The organism is Pseudomonas sp. Pseusp18 (assembly GCF_059506005.1).
In genome coordinates this window covers 1,597,156-1,622,058 of the sequence record NZ_CP169240.1, presented here as the reverse complement: position 1 = coordinate 1,622,058, position 24,903 = coordinate 1,597,156, and the positions used below count along the sequence as shown (strand labels likewise).

The window sequence follows — 24,903 nt, the reverse complement described above, 5'->3', positions numbered from 1 at the left end:
TAGAGGGGTTGAACGGTCAAATTCCAGACTGATGGAACCACGACCGGCGATCACAGCCTAAACTGCGCTATCAGACCTACAGGAGTGTGCATGATGAGCCGTATCGAAACCGACAGCCTGGGCCAGGTGGAAGTCCCGGATGACGCTTACTGGGGCGCTCAGACGCAACGCTCGCTGATTAATTTCGCCATTGGCAACGAACGCATGCCGCTGGCTGTGTTGCATGCCCTGGCCCTGATCAAGAAAGCCGCGGCACGCGTCAACGATCGTAATGGCGACCTGCCTGCCGACATCGCCCGCCTGATCGAACAAGCGGCCGACGAAGTGCTCGACGGCCAACATGACGACCAGTTCCCGCTGGTGGTCTGGCAGACCGGCAGCGGCACCCAGAGCAACATGAACGTCAACGAAGTGATCGCCGGTCGCGCCAACGAACTGGCCGGCAACCCGCGGGGCGGCAAGTCTCCGGTGCACCCCAACGATCACGTCAATCGCTCCCAGAGCTCCAACGACTGCTTCCCCACGGCCATGCACATCGCGACGGTTCAGGCGGTGCAACAGCATTTGCTGCCGGCGATCGCTGAGTTGTCCGGCGGCTTGGCGGAGCTGTCCGCGCGGCACATGAAACTGGTCAAGACCGGTCGTACCCACATGATGGACGCCACGCCGATTACCTTCGGTCAGGAACTCTCGGCGTTCATCGCACAACTGGATTACGCCGAACGGGCGATCCGCAACGCGTTGCCGGCGGTCTGTGAACTGGCCCAGGGCGGCACCGCGGTCGGCACCGGGTTGAACTCACCCCACGGTTTTGGCGAAGCGATCGCCGCCGAACTGGCCGCCCTCTCCGGCCTGCCGTTCGTCACCGCGCCGAACAAATTCGCCGCACTGGCCGGTCATGAGCCACTGACCACGCTGTCCGGCGCCCTGAAAACCCTCGCCGTGACCCTGATGAAAATCGCCAACGACCTGCGCGTGCTGGGCTCCGGACCACGAGCCGGATTTGCCGAGGTGAAACTGCCGGCCAACGAGCCGGGCAGCTCGATCATGCCCGGCAAGGTCAACCCGACCCAGTGCGAAGCGTTGTCGATGCTGGCCTGTCAGGTGTTGGGCAACGACGTCGCCATCGGTTTTGCCGCCAGTCAGGGGCACCTGCAATTGAACGTGTTCAAACCGGTGATCATCCACAACCTGCTGCAATCGATCCGCTTGCTGGGCGACGGCTGCAGCAACTTCCAGCAGCATTGCATCGCCGGCCTGGAACCGGATGCCGAGAAAATGGCCGAGCATCTGGAACGAGGCTTGATGCTGGTGACGGCGCTGAACCCGCACATCGGCTATGACAAATCAGCCGAGATTGCCAAGAAGGCCTACAGCGAGGGGCTGACACTGCGTGAGGCGGCGTTGAAGTTGGGGTATCTGACCAATGAAGAGTTCGATGCGTGGGTGCGGCCGGAGAATATGCTGGAGGCAGGTGCCAAGGGCTGAGTTCTCTAGCGCCCGACAGTCAGTCATCGCGGGCAAGCCACGCTCCCACAGGATTTGTGTCAATCACAACACCCGTGAGCGACCCAAAACCTGTGGGAGCGTGGCTTGCCCGCGATGAGCGATAACGCGGTCTAACTGGCTGCCATCCGCACCCGCCGAGCCCTGAGCCCGGCGATCAACGATGGCCCCAACGCCACCAGCGCCGACCCGAGCACCACCAGCACCGCCCCGCCATAACCCAGACCGTTGATCGTTTCGGCATGCACAAAATCAGGCCATAACCAGGCCGCCACGGCCACCGCGGCAAAGGTCACCAGCGGCGTGATCGCCAGCGTCGCGCTGACTCGCGAAGCTTCCCAATGGGCCAGGGCTTCGGCGAAGGCGCCATACGCGATCAGGGTGTTCAAGCAGCACGCCAGCAGCAGCCAGCCTTGCAGCGGGCTCAGTTGCAGTGCTTCCTGCGGATGCACCCAGGGCGTCAGCAACAGCGCGCAGAACAGGTAAATCACCATCATCACCTGCAACGAATTCCACACCGTGAGCAACTGCTTCTGGCCCAAGGCATAGAAGGTCCAGACCGTCGACGCCAACAGCACCATCAGCACACCCGCGGTGTAATCGGTCAGGGAGGTGAGCAACTCGCCCAGGCGCTGATTGAAGAACAGTGCAAAGCCGATCAGCAGCACCAGCAGGCCAATCCCCTGCCCCACGCTGAAACGCTCCTTGAACACGAACAGGCTGGCGATCAGCAACATGATCGGGCCCATCTGCACCACCAGTTGTGCGGTGCCGGCGCTGAGCAGGTTCAGGCCCATCAGGTACAGCACGTAGTTGCCGACCAGTCCGAGTACCGCCATCAACACCAACCAGCCACCGCGCGGGCCGAGGACTTTGCGACTCGGCAAGCGTCTGGTCGCCGCCAGATATATGAACAGGCACCCGCCAGACACCATCAGGCGAAACCAGGTCACTGTCACTGGGTCCATCACCAGCAGCACTTGCTTGAGTTTGATCGGCAGAATTCCCCACAACAACGCGGTCAGCAAGGCCAGGAATAAACCGTACACCCAGCGACCCGATGAAATATGCATGCTGACCCCGAAGCCCGTTGACGAGAACGGTCATTCTAGGCTCAGACCGGGGCGCGACACAGGGACAGTTGCCCACGGGCCGCAAATGAAACTGTGCAGGTCGTACCATGACATTGACGGGATGCCGTCGATCAGCTCGCCAGGCGTTGCAAAGGGTTCATGCATAAGCTCATTGAAACCGCCCTCTGCAGGAGATCACCCATGTACGGCATGCGCGCCCAGGACACCGCCCCCGCCACGCACTTTCGCTGTGACCGGTTGTGTCGTGTCAATGGGGAGTTGTATTTCACCACCCGGGAACAGACCCTGGAGGGGCCGTTCGATAATGCGGCGACGGCCGAGAAGGAGATTCAGGCTTATATCGAGCGGATGCAGGTTTTGAGCATGAACATGTCATCGAGGTGACAACACCCGCGAGCATAACTGCTCTCGCGGGGGTGTAAGCGCAACATACAAGGAGCGAGGCTTGCCCGCGAAGGCGACCTCACGGAATTACCGCACCGCCTCAAACAACCCCGTAGCCCCCATCCCGCCCCCCACGCACATGGTGACGATGCCGTAACGCAGGTTACGCCGCTGCAACTCGCGCACGATGTGCCCGACCTGACGCGAACCGGTCATGCCGAACGGGTGGCCGATGGAAATCGAGCCGCCATTGACGTTGTATTTGTCGTTGTCGATCTCCAGCCGGTCGCGGCTGTACAGGCATTGCGAGGCGAACGCTTCGTTGAGCTCCCACAAATCAATGTCGGCAATCTGCAACCCCTTGGCCTTGAGCAACTTCGGCACCGAGAACACCGGGCCGATGCCCATCTCGTCCGGCTGGCACCCGGCCACGGTGAAACCGCGAAAGAAGGCTTTGGGCTTGAGCCCCAGCGCCAGGGCTTTTTCCAGGCTCATCACCAGCGTCATCGAAGCACCGTCAGACAGCTGCGACGAGTTGCCGGCGGTCACCGAGCCGTCTTCGGCAAACACCGGTTTCAACCCGGCCAGGCTTTGCAGGGTGGTGTCGGGGCGGTTGCAGTCGTCGTGATCGACAATGCCGTCGAGGATCTGCACCTGGCCGGTGGCCTTGTCTTCAACGCGATACTTCACCGCCATCGGCACGATTTCATCGTTGAACAACCCGGCGGCCTGCGCCAGAGCGGTACGTTGCTGGCTTTGCAGCGCGTACAGATCCTGCTCCTCGCGGCTGACGCTGTAACGACGCGCGACGATCTCGGCGGTCTGGCCCATGGGGAAATAGATACCTGGCACCTGCTCTTTCAGCAGCGGGTTGATCAGGTTGTCGGTGTTGACGCTTTTCATGGTCAGGCTGATCGACTCGACACCACCGGCGACGATGATGTCGCTGCAACCGGAAGCGATCTGATTGGCGGCAATCGCGATGGCCTGCAAGCCCGACGAACAGAAGCGGTTAAGGGTCATGCCACCCGTGCCAATGCCCAAGTGCGACAGCACCGCGACGTTGCGACCGATGTTGTAGCCCTGGGCGCCTTCGTTGGAACCGGCGCCAACGATGCAATCCTCGACGCTGGCCGGGTCAACGTCATTGCGCGTGAGCAGCGCGTTGACACAGTGCGCCGCCATGTCGTCGGGACGGGTCATGTTGAACTTGCCGCGAAAGGATTTGGCCAGGCCGGTCCGCACGCTGTCGACGATCACCACTTCACGCATGGCATACACCTCATTGTTGTTGTCAGTCGGGAGTTGGACCGAGCATAAGTCCCACTCATGACTGACCGCGACAATCATTCACCCCGCGTATGCGTAACCATCGGTTCAGCGCTTGCGCTTTTGCAGTTTCTTCTCCCGTTTGTCGGACTTTTCGAATGCTGTTTCCAGCGCCTCATTGAGGGTGCGCAATACCTTGACCCGCGCCCAGCGCTTGTCGTTGGCTTCCACCAGGGTCCAGGGCGATACCTCGGTGCTGGTGCGGTCGACCATATCGCCGACCGCGGCGCGGTAATCGTCCCACTTGTCGCGGTTACGCCAGTCGTCTTCAGTGATCTTGAAACGCTTGAAGGGGATCTCTTCGCGCTCCTGGAAGCGCTCCATCTGAGTCTGTTTGTCGATGGTCAGCCAGAACTTGACCACGATCACCCCGGCATCGTCGAGCTGCTCTTCGAAGTCGTTGATCTCGCCGTAGGCACGCAACCAATCCGCCTCGCTGCAAAAACCCTCGATGCGCTCCACCAGCACCCGGCCATACCAGGAACGATCGAACACAGTGAATTTTCCTCGCGCCGGAATATGCCGCCAGAACCGCCAGAGATACGGCTGCGCCCGTTCTTCTTCGGTAGGCGCGGCGATCGGCACGATGTTGTACTGACGTGGGTCGAGTGCCGCGGCCACCCGACGGATCGCCCCGCCCTTGCCTGCCGCGTCGTTGCCCTCGAACACTGCGATCAGCGCGTGACGACGCATGCGTTTGTCGCGCATCAGCCCGGAAAACCGTGCCTGCTCGGTAATCAGTTGCTCTTCGTAATCGTCCTTGTCCAGGTTCAGGGTCAGGTCCAGGCTGTCGAGCAGATTCACCTGATCGACGCTGGGAGACAAGGGCGCGGCACTGACTTTGTGCGGGTGAATCCTGGGTCTCTTGAGCGCGCTCTGCAGGCCTTCGAGCAGAATCTTGCCGACCGCCAGGCTGCGATAACGAGCATCCAGGCCAGCAATCACGTGCCACGGCGCGTAGTCGCGGCTGGTGCGGCGTAGTACCCGTTCGCCGTACTTCACGAACTTGTCGTAGGTCGCGGATTGTTGCCAGTCCAGCGGGCTGATGCGCCAACTGTGCAGCGGGTCATCGGCCAGCGCCTTGAGCCGCGCTTTCATTTGCTTCTTGGAGAGGTGAAACCAGAACTTGAAGATCAGCGCGCCTTCGTCGCACAACATCTTCTCCAGCCGTTCGGCGCCGTTGATGGCTTGATCGAGTCGCGGATCCTTGAACAAACCATGAACCCGCCCTTGCAGCATCTGGCTGTACCAGTTACCGAAGAAAATCCCCATGCGCCCCTTGGCCGGGAGCATCCGCCAGTAGCGCCAGACGGGTGGTCGAGCCAGCTCTTCGTCGGTCTGCTGGTCGAAGGTGCGGACCTCGATCAGGCGCGGGTCCATCCACTCGTTGAGTAATTTGACCGTCTCGCCCTTGCCGGCCCCTTCGATGCCGTTGATCAAAATGATCACTGGAAAACGGTGTTGCTGCCGAAGTTCGAACTGCGCTTCGAGCAAGGCTTCACGCAGGGCCGGCACTTCGGCTTCATAGGTTTCTTTGTCAATGGCATGACCGATTTCGGCGGATTCGAACATGAGCGCGCTCCTTCCAGGATTGAGCAAGACTAGCGGAGTTTGAGGTGTGCGGTGATGCAAAAATGGCCAAAAGATCGCAGCCTTCGGCAGCTCCTACAGGTGTACGCCGAGCCCTTGTAGGAGCTGCCGAAGGCTGCGATCTTTTGTAGCGACCACCCTTTTGAGCAGCCGGGCTAGAATGGCCACCTTGCCGTTGCCGAGCCTGCCATGAAACCTGTATTGCCCCACGCCCAGCTCGACTGGGACGACCAAGGTCGCCCGCGCTCGCGGGTGTTCGATGATGTGTATTTTTCCGACCAGTCGGGCCTTGAAGAAACCCGTTACGTGTTTCTGGAGCAAAACGAATTGCGCGACCGCTTCGCCGCATTGCCGGCGGGCGGTCGACTGGTGATTGGCGAAACCGGTTTCGGTACCGGGCTGAATTTTCTCTGTGCCTGGCAGTTGTTCGAACAGCACGCAGTGGCCGGTGCGCGGCTGCATTTTGTCAGTGTCGAAAAGTACCCGCTGAGCACCGCCGATCTGCAACGGGCCCTGGCGTTATGGCCGGATCTCAAGCCGTTCGCCGATCAATTGCTGGCGCAATACGTGGCGATCCATCAGGGCTTTCAGCGGCTGGTGCTGGACAGTGGCCGCGTCACCCTGACCTTGCTGATCGGCGATGTGCTGGAGCAGTTGCCGCAACTGGACGCGCAGATCGACGCCTGGTTTCTCGACGGGTTTGCCCCGGCGAAAAACCCCGACATGTGGACTGCCGAGCTGTTTGCTGAACTGGCGCGTCTGGCGGCACCCGGCTCTACCATCAGCACGTTTACCAGCACCGGCTGGGTACGCCGCCTGTTGAACGCCGCAGGCTTCAAGATGAAACGCACGCCAGGCATCGGCCACAAATGGGAGATCCTGCGGGGCACCTTTCTTGGCTGGCCTGAAGAGACCGCACCACCTGCCGCGACTAAACCCTGGTTCGCTCGCCCAACCCCGCCGACCGGCGAGCGCCGCGCCCTGGTGATCGGTGCCGGGCTGGCCGGTTGCGCCAGCGCCGCCAGTCTCGCCGCGCGGGGTTGGCAAGTGAGCCTGTTGGAGCGCCACGAAGCACTGGCGCAGGAAGCCTCGGGCAACCCTCAGGGTGTGCTGTACCTCAAGCTTTCGGCCCACGGCACCGCGCTGTCGCAATTGATCGTCAGCGGTTTTGGTTACACCCGGCGCCTGCTGGAACAGTTGCAGCGCGGCGTCGACTGGGACGATTGCGGGGTCTTGCAACTGGCCTTCAATGCCAAGGAAGCCGAACGTCAGGCGCAATTGGCCGCGGCTTTTTCGCCAGGCTTGGTACACCTGCTCGATCAACCGCAAGCACAGGCCCGGGCCGGCATCGAACTGGAGCACGGCGGCCTGTTCTTCCCCGAAGGCGGCTGGGTTCATCCTCCTGCGTTGTGCCAGTGGCAGGCGTCTTCAACGAACATCCAGTGGCTGCCCCATCGCGAGGTGCTGGAACTGCGCAAGGTGGAGGATCAATGGCAGGCCTGGGACGGCGAGACACTGCTGGCCAGCGCGCCTGTGGTGATTCTGGCCGGCGCCGCCGAGATCAAGCGTTTTCCCCAGAGCGCCGAGCTGCCCCTCAAACGCATTCGCGGCCAGATCACCCGACTGGCGCAAACCCCTGAAAGCCAGAGCCTGGCGACCGTCGTCTGCGCCGAAGGCTATGTGGCACCGGCACGTCTGGGCGAACACACGCTTGGCGCCAGCTTCGACTTCAAGAGTGACGATCTGACCCCGACCGTCGCCGAGCACCTCGGCAACCTGGCGTTGCTCGAAGAAATCTCCACCGACCTGGTCACCCGCCTGCATGTTCAAGACCTGGACCCGCAGCAGCTTGAAGGGCGCGCGGCGTTCCGCTGCACCAGTCCCGATTACCTGCCGATCGTCGGACCACTGGCCGATCAGGCCAGCTTCGCCAATGCCTATGCCGCGCTGAGCAAAGATGCCCGACAAGTGCCCGATGTGCCCTGCCCGTGGCTTGATGGGTTTTACGTCAACAGCGGTCATGGCTCTCGCGGTTTGATCACCGCGCCATTGTCCGGCGAGCTGCTGGCGGCATGGCTTGAGAACGAGCCTTTGCCCTTGCCCAAAACCGTGGCCGAAGCCTGCCACCCCAACCGTTTTGCCTTGCGCCAGTTGATCCGCGGAAAAGTCTGACACGCAGACTTATAACTTATCGGTCTAAAACTCCAGGGATTCAGCCGGGTCAGTTTCCGGGTACCCGCCGTTTTTTGGCGGGTATCGATTGACCCTCCCCAACGGAAAAACCGGTAAGGACTTATGTGCGGATTAGCTGGAGAATTACGTTTCGACCATCAACCTGCGGACCTCGCAGCCATTGAACGAATCACCCATCACCTGGCCCCTCGCGGCCCTGATGCGTGGGGCTTCCACAGCCAAGGCCCGATTGCCCTGGGCCATCGGCGCCTGAAAATCATGGACCTGTCGGACGGCTCGGCGCAGCCGATGATCGATAACCAACTGGGCCTGTCCCTGGCCTTCAACGGCGCTATCTACAACTTCCCGGAACTACGCACCGAGCTGGAAAGCCTCGGTTATGCCTTCTACTCCGGTGGCGACACCGAAGTGCTGCTCAAGGGCTATCACGCCTGGGGTGAAGCGCTGTTGCCCAAGCTCAACGGCATGTTCGCCTTCGCCATTTGGGAACGTGACGCCCAGCGTCTGTTCCTCGCCCGCGACCGTCTCGGTGTAAAGCCGCTGTACCTGTCGCGCACCGGCCAGCGCCTGCGCTTTGCCTCGGCATTGCCGGCATTGCTCAAGGGCGGCGACATCAACCCGATCCTCGATCCGGTGGCGCTCAATCATTACCTGAACTTCCACGCGGTGGTCCCGGCCCCGCGCACCTTGCTGGCGGGCATCGAAAAACTGCCCCCGGCCAGCTGGATGCGTATCAAAGCCGATGGCACCACCGAGCAGAAAACCTGGTGGACCCTGCCCTACGGCCCACATGCCGACGAACTGAATCTGACCCTCGAAGACTGGCGCGATCGAGTGCTCGACAGCACCCGTGAAGCGGTGGCGATCCGTCAACGGGCGGCGGTGGATGTCGGTGTGCTGCTGTCAGGTGGCGTCGATTCGAGTCTGTTGGTGGGGCTGTTGCGCGAAGTCGGGGTCGAAGACTTGTCGACCTTTTCCATCGGTTTCCAGGATGCCGGCGGCGAGCGCGGTGATGAATTTCAGTATTCGGACCTGATCGCCAAACACTACGGCACCCGGCATCACCAACTGCGTATCGACGAACAAGAGATCATCGAGCAACTGCCGGCAGCGTTCCGCGCCATGAGCGAGCCGATGGTCAGCCATGACTGCATTGCCTTCTACCTGCTGTCCCGGGAAGTGGCCAAGCATTGCAAAGTGGTGCAGAGCGGCCAGGGCGCGGACGAGTTGTTCGCCGGGTATCACTGGTATCCGCAGGTGGACGGCGCGAGCGATCCGTATGCGGCGTATCGCGATGCGTTTTTCGACCGCAGCTACGCCGATTACGCCGCCACGGTGCAGCCGAAATGGCTGACAGCCAACGATGCCGCCGGCGACTTCGTGAAGGAACATTTCGCCCAACCCGGTGCCGACGCGGCGGTGGACAAAGCCCTGCGCCTGGACAGCACGGTGATGCTGGTGGACGACCCGGTCAAACGGGTCGACAACATGACCATGGCCTGGGGCCTGGAAGCACGCACGCCGTTTCTTGACTATCGCCTGGTGGAGTTGTCGGCGCGGGTGCCGGGCAAATTCAAACTGCCGGATGGCGGCAAGCAAGTCCTGAAGGAAGCGGCGCGGCTGGTCATTCCAAGCGAAGTGATCGACCGCAAAAAGGGTTACTTCCCGGTGCCCGGTCTCAAGCATTTGCAGGGCGACACGCTGAACTGGGTGCGGGAACTGCTGCTCGATCCGAGTCAGGATCGCGGCCTGTTCAACCCCGCCATGCTCGACCGCCTGCTGACCGATCCGCAAGGTCAACTGACCCCGTTGCGCGGCTCCAAGCTGTGGCAATTGGCGGCCCTGAACCTGTGGCTCAGTGAACAAGGAATCTGATCGATGAAACCCCACGCCACGGCTTACAGCCAACGCTTGTTGCGCGGTCAGGCACCCTCCTACGAACGCTTGCAGGCGCGCCTGGCCGAAGACCGCAGTGAATTGAGTGCCGCACCCATCGCCGTGCATTGCGGTTGGGGCCGGTTGCTGATCGGCCACACCTTTCCCGATGCGGCGAGCCTCGCCCAAGAGTTGCTCAATGAGCAGCCCGGTGAGCGGGACATCGCCTTGTACGTCGCCGCCCCCCAGCAAGTGCTGGGGCTGGAACCGGCGCAACTGTTTCTCGACCCGTCCGATACTTTGCGCCTGTGGTTCAGCGATTACCGTCAGGCCACCCGGGTGTTTCGCGGTTTTCGCATTCGTCGGGTGCAAAGCGAGGCGGACTGGCAGGCGATCAATCAGCTGTATCAGGCCCGCGGCATGCTGCCGATCGATGCAGGTTTACTGACGCCCCATCATCAGGGCGGCCCGGTTTACTGGCTGGCCGAAGACGAGGACAGCGGCGCGATCATCGGCAGCGTCATGGGCCTCAATCACCACAAGGCATTCAACGATCCGGAAAACGGCAGCAGCCTGTGGTGCCTGGCGGTGGATCCGCAATGTTCCCGCCCAGGTGTCGGTGAAGTGCTGGTGCGGCACTTGATCGAACACTTCATGAGCCGTGGGCTGAGTTACCTGGACCTGTCGGTGCTGCACAACAACCGTCAGGCGAAGAGTCTTTACGCCAAGCTCGGTTTTCGCAACTTGTCGACGTTTGCGATCAAGCGCAAGAACGGCATCAACCAGCCGTTGTTTCTCGGCCCCGGCCCCGAAGCCGAGTTCAATCCGTATGCGCGGATCATCGTCGAAGAGGCTCATCGGCGCGGCATTGAGGTGCAGGTGGATGACGCGCAAGCCGGTCTGTTCACCTTGATCCACGGCAGTCGCCGGGTGCGTTGCCGCGAATCCCTGAGCGATCTGACCAGCGCCATCAGCATGACCTTGTGCCAGGACAAAAGCCTGACCCACAAAGTGCTGAAAAACGCCGGCCTCAAACTGCCCGCCCAACAACTGGCGGGAAGCGCGGACGACAATCTGGCGTTTCTCGACGAGCACGAACGGGTGGTGGTCAAACCGCTGGACGGTGAACAGGGTCAAGGGGTGGCGGTGGATTTGCGCAGCATTGAGGAGGTCCAGCAAGCCATCGAAAACGCCCGTGCATTCGACAGTCGAGTGCTGCTGGAAAGTTTTCACGAAGGCCTCGATTTGCGGATTCTGGTGATCGGCTTCGAGGTGGTCGCGGCTGCCATTCGCCGGCCGGCGGAAGTGGTGGGCGATGGTCAGCATTCCATCGGTGCGCTGATCGAAGCCCAGAGTCGTCGCCGTCAGGCGGCAACCAGCGGCGAAAGCAAAATCCCGCTGGATCAGGAGACCCAACGCACCTTGCAGGCGGCGGGTTATGACTACGCCAGCATTCTGCCGGCCGGCGAGCACTTGTTCGTACGGCGCACGGCGAATCTTCATACCGGCGGCATCCTTGAAGACGTCACGGCGATTCTGCATCCAACCCTGGTGGATGCGGCGGTGCGCGCGGCGCGAGCGCTGGATATTCCGATGGTCGGGCTCGACCTGATGGTGCCTGCCGCCGACCAGCCGCAGTACGTGTTTATCGAAGCCAATGAACGCGCCGGCCTGGCCAACCATGAACCGCAGCCGACGGCCGAGCGGTTTGTGGATTTGTTGTTTGCGCATAGTCAGCCGGCAGTCCCTTAGTGATGTGTTGTTTGTACCAACACCATCAGGAGTTTCCATGACCAGCAAAATTCCCGAACCGGATCTCGATTACCTGCAAAAAGTCCTGCTGGAAATGCTCGCCATTCCCAGCCCCACCGGGTTCACCGACACCATCGTGCGGTACGTCGCCGAGCGCCTCGAAGAGCTGGGCATTCCCTTTGAAATGACCCGTCGAGGCACCATCCGCGCGACTCTTAAGGGCAAGAAGAACAGTCCGGACCGAGCAGTCTCCGCTCACCTGGATACCATTGGCGCGGCGGTTCGCGCGATCAAGGACAACGGGCGCCTGACCCTGGCGCCCGTCGGCTGCTGGTCCAGCCGTTTTGCCGAGGGCAGCCGCGTCAGCCTGTTCACCGACAACGGCGTGATCCGCGGCAGCGTGTTGCCGCTGATGGCTTCCGGACACGCGTTCAACACCGCCGTGGATGAAATGCCGATCAGCTGGGATCACATCGAATTGCGCCTGGACGCCTATTGCACCACCCGCGCCGATTGCGATTCGCTGGGGATCAGCGTCGGCGATTTCGTCGCCTTCGACCCGTTGCCGGAATTCACCGAAAGCGGCCACATCAGCGCCCGTCACCTCGATGACAAGGCCGGCGTTGCCGCACTGCTGGCGGCCCTGAAAGCAATTGTCGACAGCGGCGAAGAGTTGATGATCGACTGCCATCCGCTGTTCACCATCACCGAGGAAACCGGCAGTGGTGCGGCGGCTGCCCTGCCCTGGGATGTCAGCGAATTCGTCGGCATCGACATCGCGCCGGTCGCGCCCGGCCAGCACTCCAGTGAACACGCAGTGAGCGTGGCGATGCAGGATTCCGGCGGGCCGTATGACTATCATCTGTCGCGGCATCTGCTACGCCTGGCCGCTGACAACGAACTGCCGGCACGTCGGGACCTGTTCCGCTATTACTTCAGCGATGCTCACTCGGCCGTCACCGCCGGCCATGACATTCGCACCGCACTGCTGGCCTTCGGTTGCGACGCCACTCACGGCTACGAACGCACCCACATCGACAGCCTCGCCGCCCTCAGCCGTTTGCTCGGCGCCTACATCCTCAGCCCCCCGGTATTCGCCAGCGATGCACAACCAGCCACAGGATCGCTGGAGCGGTTCAGTCACCAGATCGAGCACGAGACGCAGATGGAAAGCGATACCCGGGTGCCATCGGTGGATAGCCTGCTGGGACAGCGCACAGAAAGCTGAGGCGAACACTGGTGATGTGTTCATATCCGCCGTAGCATCGCGCCAATGTTTAACCGAGGTGCCTTATGCTGATCCCCCACGACCAACTTGAAGTCGACACCCTGACCCGCCTGATCGAGGATTTCGTGACCCGTGACGGCACGGACAACGGCGATGACACGCCGCTGGAAACCCGTGTATTGCGTGTCCGTCAGGCATTGACCAAGGGCCAGGCGCTGATCGTCTTCGATCCGGAAAGCGAGCAATGCCAGTTGATGCTCAAGCACGACGTGCCCAAGCACCTGTTCGACTGAGTCAACGACCTTTGGCTTTTGCCTGTTTGATCTGGATGCGCTCGTAGACTTCGGCGCGGTGTACGTTGACCTGCTGTGGCGCTTCAACACCGAAGCGCACACTGCTTCCGTTGACGGCGAGCACCCGCACGGAAATGTTGTCACCAATGGATATCAATTCGCCCACAACGCGACTGAGTACAAGCATGGCATTCATCCTTCAGGGTTACCGGCCCCTGAAGATGCCCGGCGCAGAGCGGGTCTTCAATGCAACGACCGCAAAACAGTCCCGCCCTACAATGCAGGCTGCATCACCCTGACGGACGTGTCTGACAAACCGCTTGAATGAAGGACCGATCCGTCAGGAAGCGGTAAGGCGCGGGCCAAACAAAATGACACTCGCCCCGAGTACACACAGCGCCACGCCGATCCAGTCCGAGCCCAATGGTCGAATCCGCTCGACCACCGCCAGCCAACCAACCGACGCGATGATGTAGATGCCACCGTAGGCGGCATAGGCGCGACCGGCGTAGTTCGCTTCGACCCGGGTCAGCAGTAGCGCGAATAACGTCAGGCTGAGCAAGGCCGGGATGACCCACCACACGCTTTTACCCTGGCGCAGCCACATCCAGAAAGCGAAGCAGCCGGCGATTTCGAACAGCGCGGCGAGGAAAAACCACAGGTAATTGAGCATGCAAACGTCTCGTGAGGATGACCGATTGCGGCCACCCTAACGACGGTGTTGCGCACGGGCAAGTTCAGCCTGCGTTTTGTTTGGCCTTGGCGCGCATTTTGTCGGCCATCACAGTCATTTCGTTGTAGAGCAGTTGCGGGTCTTTCTGTTTGATTGCCCAGGCCATGCGCCCCTGTTCATGGGGCAGGATCAAGAATTCGCCGGCGGCGACCTGCTGATAGATGTAGTCGGCAATGTCGGCAGCGGTGATCGGCGAGCTTTCCAGCAATTTGCCGACCTGGGCTTTCATGGCCGGGGTCGGGCCACGGAAGGAGTCCAGTAGATTGGTCTGGAAGAACGACGGGCAAACTACATGCACGCTGACTTCCTCGTGGGCCAGTTCAATCAGCAAACTTTCGGACAACGCCACCACACCCGCCTTGGCCACGTTGTAGTTGCTCATGGCCGGGCCTTGCATCAGCGCCGCCATCGAGGCGATGTTGATGATCTTGCCTTTGCTTTTCTCCAGCAGCGGCAGGAAGGCCTTGCAGCCCTTGACCACGCCCATCAGGTTGATCGCGATTTGCCAGTCCCAGTCCTCAAGCGACAACTCACTGAAGAACCCGCCCGAAGCCACACCGGCGTTGTTGACGATGACATCGATGCCGCCGAGCTTCTCTTCGCAGGCCTGGGCGAAGGCGGTCAACTGACTGTAGTCACGCACATCGCAGCGCTGAATGAAGCCGTCACCGCCGGCTTCGCGCACCAACTTGAGGGTTTCCTGCAGACCGGGCTCACTGACATCCGACAAGGCCAGCTGCCAGCCTTCACGCGCCCAGCGCAGCGCGATTTCGCGACCCAGGCCTGAGCCCGCGCCAGTGATCATCATGCGATTTTGCATAGCAAACAGCCTTGTTGTTCCGGGGAAGATGCACCGAGTGTAGCGAAGGATAATGCGCGACCCACGCTCCATCAGAGTGCTGAATGGCCAGCGATGAACCACGGCGCGGTCCGGTTGTTTCAACTTCGAAACGCCGTCAAAGAAATAAGCGCCCCTTCCAAAAACATTAAAAAAACTTGGAATTATTTTTCATTGCCGCGAGTCGGATTTTGTAAGCAGTGCGGATTAATACAGTCCAGCTGAACGGCTGAAACGCCAAGTCAAATCCACAATGCTTCCAGCAAGGAAATAGACATGGGCACAATTCTTATCGTTATTCTTATCCTGTTGCTGATAGGTGGTTTGCCGGTCTTCCCGCACTCCAGAAGTTGGGGTTACGGCCCGTCCGGTATTATCGGCACGGTGTTGGTGGTGCTGTTGATCCTGCTGTTGCTTGGCAAGATATAAAGATTTTACCGGCAAAAAAAAGAGGCCCTGCGAAGGGCCTCTTTTCCATGTCCGGAAAACTTAGTCCGGTTTGCCGTCAACCACACCGGCGGTGTTGTCCAACAGGCTCTTGGTAGCCGTCTGGATGAACGACTCGAGCTTCTGCTTGAGCGCCGCTTCATCAGCCGATGCCGGGATCACTTCACCTTTCGGGTTAGCGCCCAGTTCGTATTGATACAACCTTGGCGGCATCTCTTTAGGCAGTACCAGCACGCGGTCCGCGGTGAGCAAGGCGACCGTCTGATCGCTGCCCGACGGCTTGATCATGCCGAAACCCTTGTCACCTTCCGGCAGGTTCAGCAAGTCACGCCCCCAGCATTGATGAACCACGTCGCCACCCACGCGACCCATGATGGTCGGCACGATGTCGATCTGGGTGCCCACAGTGTGGTCGACCTGACCGAATTTTTCCTGTATGCCCGGCCCGATCATCAGCATCGGCACGTTGAAGCGGCCCAGGTCCATTTCGGTGATCTGTTGTTCATTGCCAAAACCGTGGTCACCGACGATCACGAACAGGGTTTCCTTGAAGTACGGCTCTTTGCGAGCCTTTTCAAAGAACTGACCCAATGCCCAGTCGGAGTAGCGCATGGCGGTCAAGTGTTCGTTGAGGCTGCCACGATCGGTCACGCGCTCCACCGGCAATGGCGTCGGCAAGGCGTATGGCGTGTGGTTGGACAGGGTTTGCAGCAAGGCATAGAACGGTTTCTTGTCCTTGCCGTCGCGGGCTTTCAACTCTTCCAGGCCACGGTTGAACATGTCCTGGTCAGACACGCCCCAGGTCGGGTCGGAGAACACCGGGTTGACGAAGTCATTGCGCCCGATGAAGTTGGTCATGCCCTGGTTGCTGAAGAAGCCCGACTGGTTGTCCCAGGCGAAGTCGCCGTTATAAACATACACATCGTCGTAGCCACGAGTGCTGAGCAACTGTGGCAGGCCGGACAGTTTGTGGCTGCCTTCCGGGGTCTGCATCAGGTATTCGAAACCTGGCAGGTTCGGGAAGCAGGCCATGGTGGCGAACATACCCTGGTGGGTATGGGTGCCGTTGGAGAAGAAACGGTCGAACAACAGACCTTCTTTCGACAGTTTGTCGAAGGAAGGCGTGATCTGGCCCGGACGTCCCAGAGCGCCCACCGAGTGACCGGCGAAGCTTTCCATCAGGATCACCACAACGTTCTTGATCGGCAGTGTCTTGTTGGCGTCGGGGGTGTAGTTGCGGCGCACCGCGGCGCTCTCCGGGTTCACCAGTTTGTCGCTCGGAGTCAGCAGCATATCGCGCACGGTCTGCTGGGCCAGAGGTTGTTCCAGTGTGGCTTTCCAGATGTTGTCGCGCTCTTCGGACATCCGGCTCTTGGCCGCGGCGATCAGCGACAGCGTGCCGTTGAGGCCCAACTGGTTGGCGAAATTGGAGTCGGTGGTGTAAACGTCACCCCAACGCAGCGGCGGGCCTTGACGCAGAGTGCCCCGTGCCGCGACCACGCAGATCATCAGACAGACCACAAACACCACGCCGCGCACATACCACGGAGCGACCTGGCGCGTGCCGATGCTGCCACCACTGAACGGCCCGCGAGGACGTGTGGCGCGGTCGGCGCCCTTGAACGCGAGGGTCAGAATCAACGTGCCCACACCCCAGGCCAACAGGTAGCGAACTACCGGAAAACCGTACCAGAGCATGCTCATCACGGTTTTCGGGTCTTCTTTCACATACTGGAAGACCAGGCCGTTTAGGCGCTGGTGGAACTCGCGGTAAAAGTCCATCTCCATCAGGCCGAGGAACAACGCGATACTCGAGGCAATGGTCAACCAGAGCCGGAAGAACCCGCGGGCCGCCATGGCCCGGGCGCTGAACAGGGCCAGCAGCAGCGGAACGCTGAGGTAAACCACCAGGCGCAAGTCGAAACGCAGGCCATTGGCGAACGCTTCCAGGAAGGTCGAAGCCGGTGTGTCGAGGATCATCGAGCGGTTGTAGACCAGCAGCGCGACGCGCAGCAGGCTGAACATGACCATCATGATCAGGGCGCACAACAGTGTGTAGGCCAGATGCGATTTGACGGTCGGTTGCAGCAGGCGACTAGTAGCTCGCTGCTGATTCAGGGCGTCCGGGTTTGCCATGTCGTTTTAGGACCCATTGGAAGTTGAAGTTACAAAAATACAGTGGCGCCTTGCCCTCTGTTGGCCATCCTCGGCCCCGGGGCGTGCGCGGTGCGCAAATGTTGCACGATCAACAGCTGCATTGCCATTGATTACTGCCCGACAGCCCAACTGTCGCTTGTAGCGCTCTGGGACAAGAGGCGTGGCGCAAAGTTGCGGGGTTGACTCGTTGAGGCGAGAGCGAATTGTCTTGGAGACTTTGTGAAAATTTTGTTCAACGCATATCCGGAAACAAAATAAAGCCAGCCCTTGGTAAAAAACGCAAACGCCCCGATCAAGTCGGGGCGTTGTTCAACAGGTCGTATCAACTGGATACGCGGTTACTTCTCGGCGCGTTCTTTCAGGGCTTTGAGAGTATTGAATGGCGCATCGACCACGAACTTGTTGGCCAACCACGACGGCACGCTGCCACCTGGATCAGTGTGGACCTGATACGTCACTTCGACTTGATCGCCTTTGGGCACGAACTTCCAGAAACCCTTGACCTGGGCAACCCGTACAAAACCTTTTTCTTCCGGAAGGTACTTCGGCTGCCCTTCCAGCTCGCGGGTCAGGCTGCCATCGGCGCCGTCAACGGTGGTGACATGCAATACCGAATCGCGAGAAGTCACCGGCCACGGTGTATTGAACTGAGTGTAGGTCCAGCTCTGGTTGCCTTCATGCTTGAGCAGCTTCTGGACCTTGCACTCGTGAATCCAGGCGCAGGCTCCCGGAACATCTTCCTGCAGTGCACGCAGTTTGGCCATGGTGGTCTTCATGATCGTTACACCACGGTAAGCCTTGTATTGGGAACCGGCCACCTCACTCAAGGACACCTTGATGCCATCTTCGTCCTTGGCGGTTTTCCAGTCTTCGGCCTGGGCCGTGGAGGCCAGCAAAACCGTCAAACCACACAGCACAGCGATACGATGCAGCGAACCCATAGTCTTATTCCTTATTGTTGAAGTTCCGTTCGTTGAACACATCACGCGGCCGTCATTTGCTCCCACCAGCCCAGCAATTTGATCGCTTCGTCGCGGCTGCTTCCGCAAACCTCGACATCGGCCTCAAACGCCGAACACACCGCGGGACGTTCCGGCTTGCCGAAAATGCTGCACAGGTTATCGGCAGACAGTTGTACGCATCGTTCTCCGGCGGCTTTGCCATTGGGCATGCCGGGAATCGGCGAACTGATGGAAGGGGCAATGCAACAGGCGCCACAGCCTTCACGGCATCTCATGACGACAAGCTCCTCGCGACGAGCAATGTGTTAAAGGGACGTGGCACAGAGTAACGGCTAAAACAGTTGTTTTAAATTACCCGGGCCCGGGTTTTTACGCTCAAACGAACGTGACTGACCAGTCTCCGACAAAGCGTCTGTTTCGCGGGTCACGAACAGGGGGAAATTTACTGCTTGAACTCGAATTCCAGCGCCGCGCCTTCAACGTCCCGGCGCTCTTCATTGCGCCGTTGCAGCTGCATTTCGTTGCTGATCAGGCGACCGTTCAGCTGAAACGGACTGCTTTTGCCGCCGAACATTTGCGGCAACACCGCATCGTGTCGAGGCAACGGTACCGTGCCGACCGGTTTCAATTCATCGACCTTATCCTTGGGCAAGCTCAAGTCGAGATTGGCGGGAGGGAGTTTGGTCTTCAGCGCTTCACTGGCTGGTTTTGACTTGGAAGCAATGGGAGAACGCTTTTTGACCGGTGCAGCCTTCTTTGTGGCCGGAGTGGTTTTTATGACAGTCGCCGGTTTTTTCGCGGTTGCAGCGGCTGTCGGTTTTTCCTGGACGGAAGCCGCCATGACACCTTCCGCATGACAAGTCATCAACAGGCAGATCAATAACCAGGCAGAAGGAAAAATCGGCTTCATGGACCCAACGACGCGAACGGCAGAAGGTTATATGCTCGCCTGTTGGAGGCGACAAGACAAGCGGGCAGTTCATAACTGCCCGGCAGGTTAAAAACCGCTCGTCGTCTCTTGGCAAAGTTGCGTTGCCAGCAACCCCAGCGTCATCAATGCACGCTCGGCCTCGCGGTTCCAGGGGATGCCACAGTTCAGGCGAATGCAGTGATTGAACTGTTCGGTGTTACTGAAAATCAGCCCCGGCGCAATGCTGATGCCCTGCTGCAGCGCACGCACATGCAACTCTTGCGTATTGACCCGCCCCGGCAGACTGACCCACAGAATGAAACCGCCGGTAGGCCGGGTCATCTGTGTGCCTTCCGGAAAGTATTGCTGCACTGCCAGTTGGAAAGCGCTGAGGTTCTTGCGGTACTCCTGACGGATGTAACGCAAATGCCGGTCGTACCCGCCGTTCTCCAGATAGGCCGCAATGCCCATTTGCGTGACACTGCAGGCCGAATGCGTGCTGAAGGTCTGCAAGCGCTGGATTTCCGACTGGTACTTGCCGGCAATCATCCAGCCGATGCGCACGCCGGGCGACAGGGTTTTGGAGAAGCTGGAGCAATAAATCACCCGATCCAGCCGGTCATAGGCCTTGAGCGATTTGGTGCGGCCCTGCTCGAACATCAGCTCGCCGTAAATATCGTCTTCGACGATCTGGATATCGAAATCCGAAGCCAGGCGCAGCAGTTGTTTCTGCCGCTCTTCAGGCATGGTGCCGCCCAAGGGATTGCTCAGGCGCGTGGTCAGCACCAGTGCCTTGATCGACCACTGGTTGGCCGCCAATTGCAAGGCTTCGAGGCTCATGCCGGTGGCCGGATCGCTGGGGATCTCGATGACTTTCAGCCCCAGCAGGTCGGCCAGTTGCAGCAAACCGTAATAGGTCGGCGACTCGGCGGCGATCAGATCGCCCGGCCGGGTCAATACACGCAGAGACATCTGCAACGCATCGACGCAGCCGTGGGTGATTACCACTTCCGACGGATCAACCACCACGCCGGCATCGCGCATGCGGATCGCCACTTGCCGACGCAACGGCTCGAAACCAGGGCTGAACATGTAGCTGAACGCCCGCGGACTATGGAAACGGGTGACTTTGGCCAGTTGCTGATGCAGTGCCCGCACCGGCAGATAATCGACACTCGGTACAGCCGCGCCCAACGGGAACACGCCTTCGCGGCGGGATTCGACCAGGACTTGCTGAATGATGCTGCTGCGGGTGACCAGGCCTGGGCGCTCGACCCGGGCGATGTCCGGGGTCGGTGCCGTCAGGGCGGGCGTCTGGTGCACGTAGTAACCGGATTGCGGCCGGGCACGGATCAGCCCTTGATCTTCAAGGTTGGCGTAGGCCTGCAACACCGTCGCATGGCTGACGTTGAGCTGCGAGCTCATCTTGCGCACTGAAGGCACGCGCTCTCCCGGCTGATAGACGCCGCGGCGGATGTCTTCGGCCAGTTGCTGAGCAATACGTTGATAGAGCAAGAGATTGGTCATGACGCAGCACTCGATTTCACGGGCATTTTATTCTTGTGTGAAACAATACCGGAACAGTTTAGAAGTGTACTGGGACAGTTAATACAATAGTCGACCATACAGTGCGGTGTCAGCAAAAACTGTACTGTTTTAACGACGCATTTGACGGGCGCAAAAAAACCCGGCGCTGCTGAGCAGGCCGGGTCGTAGGAGCTGTCGAGTGAAACGAGGCTGCGATCTTTCCAGGCCCACTTGAGTCCCAAGCGAAAGATCAAAAGATCGCAGGCTTCGCCAGCTCCTACAGGATTTCTGGCAGTCCTTAACGAGCCGCGCCGAGCTGGCCTTTTTCGTCGGAGAACACAATTTCCACCCGACGGTTCTGTGCACGACCGCGCTCGGAAGCGTTGGCGTCCACCGGGTACTCATCGCCGTACCCTTCAACCTGGATGCGTTTGTCGTCGATGCCCAGGTCCGTCAATACGTCAGCCACCGACTGCGCCCGGTCGCGGGACAGCTTGAGGTTTTCCTGTTTACCGCCAGTGCTGTCGGTGTAGCCCTCGATCCGCACCACACGCCTGGGGTTGAGCTGCAGGAACTGGACGATCTTCAACACCACGCGGTTCGCCGAGCTCTTCAGCTCCGCCTCACCGGTATCGAACAGCACATCACCCAGGGTCATCACCAGACCACGGTCAGTCTGGGTGGTCGCCAGCGCCACGATCTGCTCTTCGAGCCACTTGCCCTGTTGCTGCACGCTGAGCAACTTGGACTCACGCAGCGCCAATTGCAGGCGCTGACGCTCGAGTTCGAGCTTCGCTGCGCGCTCTTCGTTGAGCACTTGATTGGTGTGTTCCCGGGCGATTTCGCTGTAGCGCTGGCTCAGGTAGGCGTAATGCGCCACGTCCGAACCGCTGCCCCAGTAGCTGGACAGTCGATCGGCGCGGGCCAGGGACTCGCCGGCACGGATCACGTCCTTGGGCGCGATACGCAACACGTTGGAGTCTTCCTTGACCTTCTGGAAGTCGGCACCGGCCTGCTGCAACGCAGCTTCGCTGTGTTGACCGGCGCAGCCATAAAGGCTTGCGCAGCCGGCCAGGATCAAGCCGCCGAGTGCTTTGGTCTTCAGGTTCATTGGGCATCTCCCAGTTGCTTGCGCAGGCGGGTGATGCGGGTATTGAGCACGTTCAACTGCTCCTCGCTCTTGTGGGTCAGGACCCGGGCTTCGGCCAGGCGCGCGTCCAGCTCGGCCTGCTCGGCCCGCATGCGCGCATTCTTGAAGGACTGGTCGGCCATGTTGCCCTTGGCACGGTTGAACTTGTCCTGGGCCAGTTTCAGCTCCGGCACTTCCTCGGCGGTAGCGCCCACGGCCTTGGCTTGTTCGAGGGCCTGTTCGGTCAGGCGTATTTGTTCATTCGGCGCCGGATCGGCTGCACAACCCGCCAGAGCCAGAACGGCCAGGGCAGCGAAAAGAGGTCGAATACTCACTAAAAATCCCTACTGTTTTGGGGTACTGACAGGTTGTGGCTGCGGTTGTGAGCCTTGCGCTTTCCAACGCTCGATATTGCGCAGCAACGCAGCTTCCGTCAGTCCGGACGCGGGCAATTCTGTCATCTTTTTGGCCAGCTGTCCGCGCAACCAAGGATCGTTACAGGCGGAGTTATGGGAAACCGCGAGGTACAGGCCGGGTTTGTCGATGGGTTGTGGGTGGGCCATCAAGTCATTGGCCATCCCCAGCGTTTGCACCATGGCCATGCCCGAGTAGCGACCGGCGAGGACAAACTCCACCTCGCCCAGCAGCAATTTCTGAAAGGCCTGAGTCAGATTGGGTGTGCGCACGAGGGTCAATTGCTGCTCGGCGAAAGTGCCGAATGAAGGGCTCACTCGAGCCTTTTCCGACAACGCGCCGGGATGACCGTGGAGGTCCTGCGCTTCGTTGTAAACCAATAACGAGTCGTTGCGAGTCCAGACCAGATAATCGTTTTCCAGCAGCGCAGGATGGATGTAATCCAGATTTTCCAGCTCTGTGACCATCAACGGCGCATCGGCCAACATGTCCATGCGCCCGCTACGCACTTCATCCAGGGCCTGGGAGCGTTTACCGGCATAGAGCAGCTCGACCTTGATGCCCAACTCCCCCGCCACTTGTTGCAATAAATCAGCACTGGCGCCAATCAGGTGCTTAGGGTTTTGCGGGTCTTGCCACAGGTACGGCGGCGCGTCGGGACTGCCGGTCACGATCAGGCGCTCGCACTTGCCCGCGGCAAACGACAGCCCTGGCAATAGCGATAATCCCAGCAAGCCCCATACAAGGCGCAGATCCATGGCCAAACACTCCTCTCAATCCCGGATATGCCAACAAAAGCACAAAAAAAGCCCGACCAAAAGGCCGGGCTCTTTATAAGTCAAGCCGCCGGATTAGACCAGCTTCTCGAACTCAGGGATGGCTTCGAACAGGTCTGCCACCAGGCCGTAATCGGCCACCTGGAAGATCGGCGCTTCTTCGTCCTTGTTGATCGCCACGATCACCTTGGAGTCTTTCATGCCGGCCAGGTGCTGGATCGCGCCGGAGATACCGACGGCGATGTACAGCTGTGGCGCAACGATCTTGCCGGTCTGACCGACCTGCATGTCGTTGGGTACGAAACCTGCGTCAACCGCAGCGCGCGAAGCACCAACGGCGGCGCCCAGCTTGTCGGCCAGGGCGTACAGGTGTTTGAAGTTGTCACCGTTCTGCATGCCACGACCACCGGAAACGACGATCTTGGCAGCGGTCAGTTCCGGACGATCGGACTTGGCCAGTTCTTCGTTGACGAAGCTGGAAGTGCCGGCGTTGTGAATAGCGGCAACAGCTTCAACAGCGGCCGAACCACCTTCGGCAGCCACCGGGTCGAAACCGGTAGCCCGCACGGTGATCACTTTCACTGCAGCATTCGATTGCACAGTAGCGATGGCGTTACCGGCGTAGATCGGACGCTTGAAGGTATCGGCGCTTTCTACCGAGATGATCTCGGAGATCTGGTCAACGTCCAGCTGGGCGGCGACGCGCGGCAGGATGTTTTTGCCGTTGGAAGTGGCGGCAGCCAGGATGTGGCTGTAGCCCTTGCCCAACTCGGCTACCAGTGGAGCAACATTTTCCGGCAGCTGATGCGCGTAAGCAGCATTGTCAGCGTTCAGGACTTTGCTCACGCCAGCGATTTTCGCAGCGGCTTCAACCACGGCGCCAGCGCCCTGGCCTGCAACCAGAACGTGGATGTCGCCACCGATCTTGGCGGCAGCAGCAACGGTGTTCAGCGTGGCCGGGGCCAGCACTTTGTTGTCGTGTTCGGCGATTACCAAGATAGTCATGATTAGATTACCTTCGCTTCGTTTTTCAGTTTCTCGACCAGTTCAGCCACCGACTTGACCTTGATACCCGCGCTGCGTGCAGCTGGCGCTTCGACTTTCAGGGTCTTGTTGGTGGAGGCGGTGGAAACGCCCAAAGCGTCCGGAGTCAGCACTTCGAGAGGCTTCTTCTTGGCTTTCATGATGTTTGGCAGGGACGCGTAGCGCGGCTCGTTCAAACGCAGGTCGGTGGTGACGATGGCCGGCAGTTTCAGGGAAACCGTCTGCGCGCCGCCGTCGATTTCGCGGGTCACGGCAACTGTATCGCCGGACACTTCGACTTTCGACGCGAACGTGCCCTGACCGTAGCCGCTCAATGCCGCGAGCATCTGGCCAGTCTGGTTGTTGTCGCTGTCGATGGCTTGTTTACCGAGGATCACCAGCTGTGGCTGCTCCTTGTCGACCACGGCCTTGAGCAGCTTGGCCACGGCCAGGGAAGTCAGATCTTCAGCGGATTCGACGAGGATGGCGCGGTCGGCACCCAGAGCCAGCGCGGTGCGCAGTTGCTCTTGAGCGGTGGATGGGCCGATGGAGACGACGACGATTTCAGTCGCCACGCCTTTCTCTTTCAGACGTACGGCTTCTTCCACTGCGATTTCGCAGAACGGGTTCATCGACATCTTGACGTTGGCGAGGTCGACGCCGGAATTGTCCGCCTTGACGCGAACCTTGACGTTGTAATCCACAACGCGTTTGACAGCTACAAGAACCTTCATGGATTCCTC

Annotated in this window: 24 protein-coding genes; 8 read left to right on the top strand and 16 right to left on the bottom strand. The window is 60.0% G+C overall.

Going from position 1 to position 24,903, the window contains the following annotated elements; all coding sequences use genetic code 11:
• Positions 1-93: 93 nt before the first annotated feature.
• Positions 94-1,488: a class II fumarate hydratase gene (locus ACEN9A_RS07210; protein ID WP_019650482.1), complete on the top strand. Its 1,395-nt coding sequence runs from the start codon at positions 94-96 to the stop codon at positions 1,486-1,488.
• 131 nt (positions 1,489-1,619) lie between these two features.
• Here the strand turns inward: ACEN9A_RS07210 and ACEN9A_RS07205 are convergent, their stop codons facing one another.
• On the bottom strand, positions 1,620-2,579 hold the full coding sequence (locus ACEN9A_RS07205; RefSeq protein ID WP_258672847.1) for a DMT family transporter: 960 nt from the start codon (positions 2,577-2,579) through the stop codon (positions 1,620-1,622).
• A gap of 201 nt (positions 2,580-2,780) precedes the next feature.
• Between ACEN9A_RS07205 and ACEN9A_RS07200 the strand changes: the two genes are divergently transcribed.
• Positions 2,781-2,984 (top strand): DUF6316 family protein, encoded by a 204-nt coding sequence (locus ACEN9A_RS07200; protein WP_258672846.1) that lies wholly within the window; start codon positions 2,781-2,783, stop codon positions 2,982-2,984.
• A gap of 87 nt (positions 2,985-3,071) precedes the next feature.
• On the opposite strand, the gene ACEN9A_RS07195 is transcribed toward ACEN9A_RS07200, so the two are convergent.
• Together ACEN9A_RS07195 and pap are read right to left on the bottom strand one after the other, a co-directional pair.
• A complete protein-coding gene (locus ACEN9A_RS07195; RefSeq protein ID WP_258672845.1) occupies positions 3,072-4,256 on the bottom strand; it encodes a thiolase family protein in 1,185 nt (394 codons plus the stop codon).
• Positions 4,257-4,361: 105 nt separating this feature from the next.
• Entirely contained in the window at positions 4,362-5,885 is a 1,524-nt protein-coding gene (gene pap, locus ACEN9A_RS07190) for a polyphosphate:AMP phosphotransferase (RefSeq protein WP_258672844.1), read from the bottom strand.
• Between the two features lie 207 nt (positions 5,886-6,092).
• Here pap and mnmC point away from each other — a divergent pair, with 207 nt between their 5' ends.
• The 5 genes from mnmC to ACEN9A_RS07165 all read left to right on the top strand — a co-directional run bounded on the left by mnmC (position 6,093) and on the right by ACEN9A_RS07165 (position 13,244).
• Positions 6,093-8,075, top strand: a complete 1,983-nt coding sequence (gene mnmC, locus ACEN9A_RS07185) for a bifunctional tRNA (5-methylaminomethyl-2-thiouridine)(34)-methyltransferase MnmC2/FAD-dependent 5-carboxymethylaminomethyl-2-thiouridine(34) oxidoreductase MnmC1 (RefSeq protein ID WP_258672843.1) — start codon at positions 6,093-6,095, stop codon at positions 8,073-8,075.
• A 123-nt stretch (positions 8,076-8,198) separates the two neighbouring features.
• Positions 8,199-9,971, top strand: coding sequence for an N-acetylglutaminylglutamine amidotransferase (locus tag ACEN9A_RS07180; protein ID WP_258672842.1), 1,773 nt, complete (start codon positions 8,199-8,201; stop codon positions 9,969-9,971).
• Positions 9,972-9,974: 3 nt separating this feature from the next.
• Positions 9,975-11,723: an N-acetylglutaminylglutamine synthetase gene (ngg, locus tag ACEN9A_RS07175; RefSeq protein ID WP_258672841.1), complete on the top strand. Its 1,749-nt coding sequence runs from the start codon at positions 9,975-9,977 to the stop codon at positions 11,721-11,723.
• A gap of 37 nt (positions 11,724-11,760) precedes the next feature.
• Positions 11,761-12,951, top strand: coding sequence for an osmoprotectant NAGGN system M42 family peptidase (locus tag ACEN9A_RS07170; protein ID WP_258672840.1), 1,191 nt, complete (start codon positions 11,761-11,763; stop codon positions 12,949-12,951).
• A gap of 65 nt (positions 12,952-13,016) precedes the next feature.
• On the top strand, positions 13,017-13,244 hold the full coding sequence (locus tag ACEN9A_RS07165) for a YheU family protein (protein ID WP_003199186.1): 228 nt from the start codon (positions 13,017-13,019) through the stop codon (positions 13,242-13,244).
• 1 nt (position 13,245) lies between these two features.
• Here the strand turns inward: ACEN9A_RS07165 and csrA are convergent, their stop codons facing one another.
• The 3 genes from csrA to ACEN9A_RS07150 all read right to left on the bottom strand — a co-directional run bounded on the left by csrA (position 13,246) and on the right by ACEN9A_RS07150 (position 14,797).
• Complete coding sequence (gene csrA / locus ACEN9A_RS07160; RefSeq protein WP_019650474.1) at positions 13,246-13,431, bottom strand: carbon storage regulator CsrA; 186 nt, start codon at positions 13,429-13,431, stop codon at positions 13,246-13,248.
• A 153-nt stretch (positions 13,432-13,584) separates the two neighbouring features.
• The gene (locus ACEN9A_RS07155) at positions 13,585-13,917 is read right to left on the bottom strand and encodes a YnfA family protein (protein WP_258672839.1); all 333 of its coding nucleotides are present in this window, start codon (positions 13,915-13,917) and stop codon (positions 13,585-13,587) included.
• A gap of 64 nt (positions 13,918-13,981) precedes the next feature.
• Entirely contained in the window at positions 13,982-14,797 is an 816-nt protein-coding gene (locus tag ACEN9A_RS07150; RefSeq protein ID WP_018929879.1) for an SDR family oxidoreductase, read from the bottom strand.
• Between the two features lie 288 nt (positions 14,798-15,085).
• On the opposite strand from ACEN9A_RS07150, the gene ACEN9A_RS07145 reads away from it, so the two are divergent.
• The gene (locus ACEN9A_RS07145) at positions 15,086-15,244 is read left to right on the top strand and encodes a DUF3309 family protein (protein ID WP_177324963.1); all 159 of its coding nucleotides are present in this window, start codon (positions 15,086-15,088) and stop codon (positions 15,242-15,244) included.
• A 60-nt stretch (positions 15,245-15,304) separates the two neighbouring features.
• Here the strand turns inward: ACEN9A_RS07145 and ACEN9A_RS07140 are convergent, their stop codons facing one another.
• The 10 genes from ACEN9A_RS07140 to ACEN9A_RS07095 form a co-directional block, all read right to left on the bottom strand.
• Positions 15,305-17,398 carry an LTA synthase family protein gene (locus ACEN9A_RS07140; protein ID WP_019650472.1) on the bottom strand — a complete coding sequence of 698 codons (2,094 nt, stop codon included), beginning with the start codon at positions 17,396-17,398 and terminating at the stop codon, positions 15,305-15,307.
• Positions 17,399-17,757: 359 nt separating this feature from the next.
• The gene (locus tag ACEN9A_RS07135) at positions 17,758-18,360 is read right to left on the bottom strand and encodes an START domain-containing protein (protein WP_019582606.1); all 603 of its coding nucleotides are present in this window, start codon (positions 18,358-18,360) and stop codon (positions 17,758-17,760) included.
• Between the two features lie 41 nt (positions 18,361-18,401).
• Positions 18,402-18,656: a YkgJ family cysteine cluster protein gene (locus tag ACEN9A_RS07130; protein ID WP_007942053.1), complete on the bottom strand. Its 255-nt coding sequence runs from the start codon at positions 18,654-18,656 to the stop codon at positions 18,402-18,404.
• Between the two features lie 167 nt (positions 18,657-18,823).
• On the bottom strand, positions 18,824-19,291 hold the full coding sequence (locus ACEN9A_RS07125) for a hypothetical protein (protein ID WP_026345960.1): 468 nt from the start codon (positions 19,289-19,291) through the stop codon (positions 18,824-18,826).
• Between the two features lie 87 nt (positions 19,292-19,378).
• Positions 19,379-20,818, bottom strand: a complete 1,440-nt coding sequence (locus ACEN9A_RS07120) for an aminotransferase-like domain-containing protein (protein WP_258672838.1) — start codon at positions 20,816-20,818, stop codon at positions 19,379-19,381.
• Positions 20,819-21,116: 298 nt separating this feature from the next.
• A complete protein-coding gene (locus ACEN9A_RS07115; RefSeq protein WP_258672837.1) occupies positions 21,117-21,929 on the bottom strand; it encodes an OmpA family protein in 813 nt (270 codons plus the stop codon).
• Entirely contained in the window at positions 21,926-22,282 is a 357-nt protein-coding gene (locus tag ACEN9A_RS07110) for a DUF4398 domain-containing protein (protein WP_018929885.1), read from the bottom strand. Before ACEN9A_RS07110 ends, ACEN9A_RS07115 begins: the two co-directional genes overlap by 4 nt.
• A gap of 9 nt (positions 22,283-22,291) precedes the next feature.
• Positions 22,292-23,119, bottom strand: coding sequence for a substrate-binding periplasmic protein (locus tag ACEN9A_RS07105; RefSeq protein ID WP_258672836.1), 828 nt, complete (start codon positions 23,117-23,119; stop codon positions 22,292-22,294).
• 93 nt (positions 23,120-23,212) lie between these two features.
• Entirely contained in the window at positions 23,213-24,142 is a 930-nt protein-coding gene (locus ACEN9A_RS07100; protein WP_019650467.1) for an electron transfer flavoprotein subunit alpha/FixB family protein, read from the bottom strand.
• 2 nt (positions 24,143-24,144) lie between these two features.
• On the bottom strand, positions 24,145-24,894 hold the full coding sequence (locus ACEN9A_RS07095; protein ID WP_007903904.1) for an electron transfer flavoprotein subunit beta/FixA family protein: 750 nt from the start codon (positions 24,892-24,894) through the stop codon (positions 24,145-24,147).
• Positions 24,895-24,903 lie beyond the last annotated feature (9 nt).

Coding starts and splice junctions, on each gene's coding strand:
- ACEN9A_RS07095 (WP_007903904.1), bottom strand. CDS start 24,894: ATGAAGGTTCTTGTAGCTGTCAAACGCGTTGTGGATTACAACGTCAAG.
- ACEN9A_RS07180 (WP_258672842.1), top strand. CDS start 8,199: ATGTGCGGATTAGCTGGAGAATTACGTTTCGACCATCAACCTGCGGAC.
- mnmC (WP_258672843.1), top strand. CDS start 6,093: ATGAAACCTGTATTGCCCCACGCCCAGCTCGACTGGGACGACCAAGGT.
- ngg (WP_258672841.1), top strand. CDS start 9,975: ATGAAACCCCACGCCACGGCTTACAGCCAACGCTTGTTGCGCGGTCAG.
- csrA (WP_019650474.1), bottom strand. CDS start 13,431: ATGCTTGTACTCAGTCGCGTTGTGGGCGAATTGATATCCATTGGTGAC.
- ACEN9A_RS07100 (WP_019650467.1), bottom strand. CDS start 24,142: ATGACTATCTTGGTAATCGCCGAACACGACAACAAAGTGCTGGCCCCG.
- ACEN9A_RS07105 (WP_258672836.1), bottom strand. CDS start 23,119: ATGGATCTGCGCCTTGTATGGGGCTTGCTGGGATTATCGCTATTGCCA.
- ACEN9A_RS07200 (WP_258672846.1), top strand. CDS start 2,781: ATGTACGGCATGCGCGCCCAGGACACCGCCCCCGCCACGCACTTTCGC.
- ACEN9A_RS07205 (WP_258672847.1), bottom strand. CDS start 2,579: ATGCATATTTCATCGGGTCGCTGGGTGTACGGTTTATTCCTGGCCTTG.
- ACEN9A_RS07120 (WP_258672838.1), bottom strand. CDS start 20,818: ATGACCAATCTCTTGCTCTATCAACGTATTGCTCAGCAACTGGCCGAA.
- pap (WP_258672844.1), bottom strand. CDS start 5,885: ATGTTCGAATCCGCCGAAATCGGTCATGCCATTGACAAAGAAACCTAT.
- ACEN9A_RS07115 (WP_258672837.1), bottom strand. CDS start 21,929: ATGAACCTGAAGACCAAAGCACTCGGCGGCTTGATCCTGGCCGGCTGC.
- ACEN9A_RS07130 (WP_007942053.1), bottom strand. CDS start 18,656: ATGAGATGCCGTGAAGGCTGTGGCGCCTGTTGCATTGCCCCTTCCATC.
- ACEN9A_RS07155 (WP_258672839.1), bottom strand. CDS start 13,917: ATGCTCAATTACCTGTGGTTTTTCCTCGCCGCGCTGTTCGAAATCGCC.
- ACEN9A_RS07125 (WP_026345960.1), bottom strand. CDS start 19,291: ATGAAGCCGATTTTTCCTTCTGCCTGGTTATTGATCTGCCTGTTGATG.
- ACEN9A_RS07165 (WP_003199186.1), top strand. CDS start 13,017: ATGCTGATCCCCCACGACCAACTTGAAGTCGACACCCTGACCCGCCTG.
- ACEN9A_RS07150 (WP_018929879.1), bottom strand. CDS start 14,797: ATGCAAAATCGCATGATGATCACTGGCGCGGGCTCAGGCCTGGGTCGC.
- ACEN9A_RS07135 (WP_019582606.1), bottom strand. CDS start 18,360: ATGGGTTCGCTGCATCGTATCGCTGTGCTGTGTGGTTTGACGGTTTTG.
- ACEN9A_RS07210 (WP_019650482.1), top strand. CDS start 94: ATGAGCCGTATCGAAACCGACAGCCTGGGCCAGGTGGAAGTCCCGGAT.
- ACEN9A_RS07195 (WP_258672845.1), bottom strand. CDS start 4,256: ATGCGTGAAGTGGTGATCGTCGACAGCGTGCGGACCGGCCTGGCCAAA.
- ACEN9A_RS07140 (WP_019650472.1), bottom strand. CDS start 17,398: ATGGCAAACCCGGACGCCCTGAATCAGCAGCGAGCTACTAGTCGCCTG.
- ACEN9A_RS07170 (WP_258672840.1), top strand. CDS start 11,761: ATGACCAGCAAAATTCCCGAACCGGATCTCGATTACCTGCAAAAAGTC.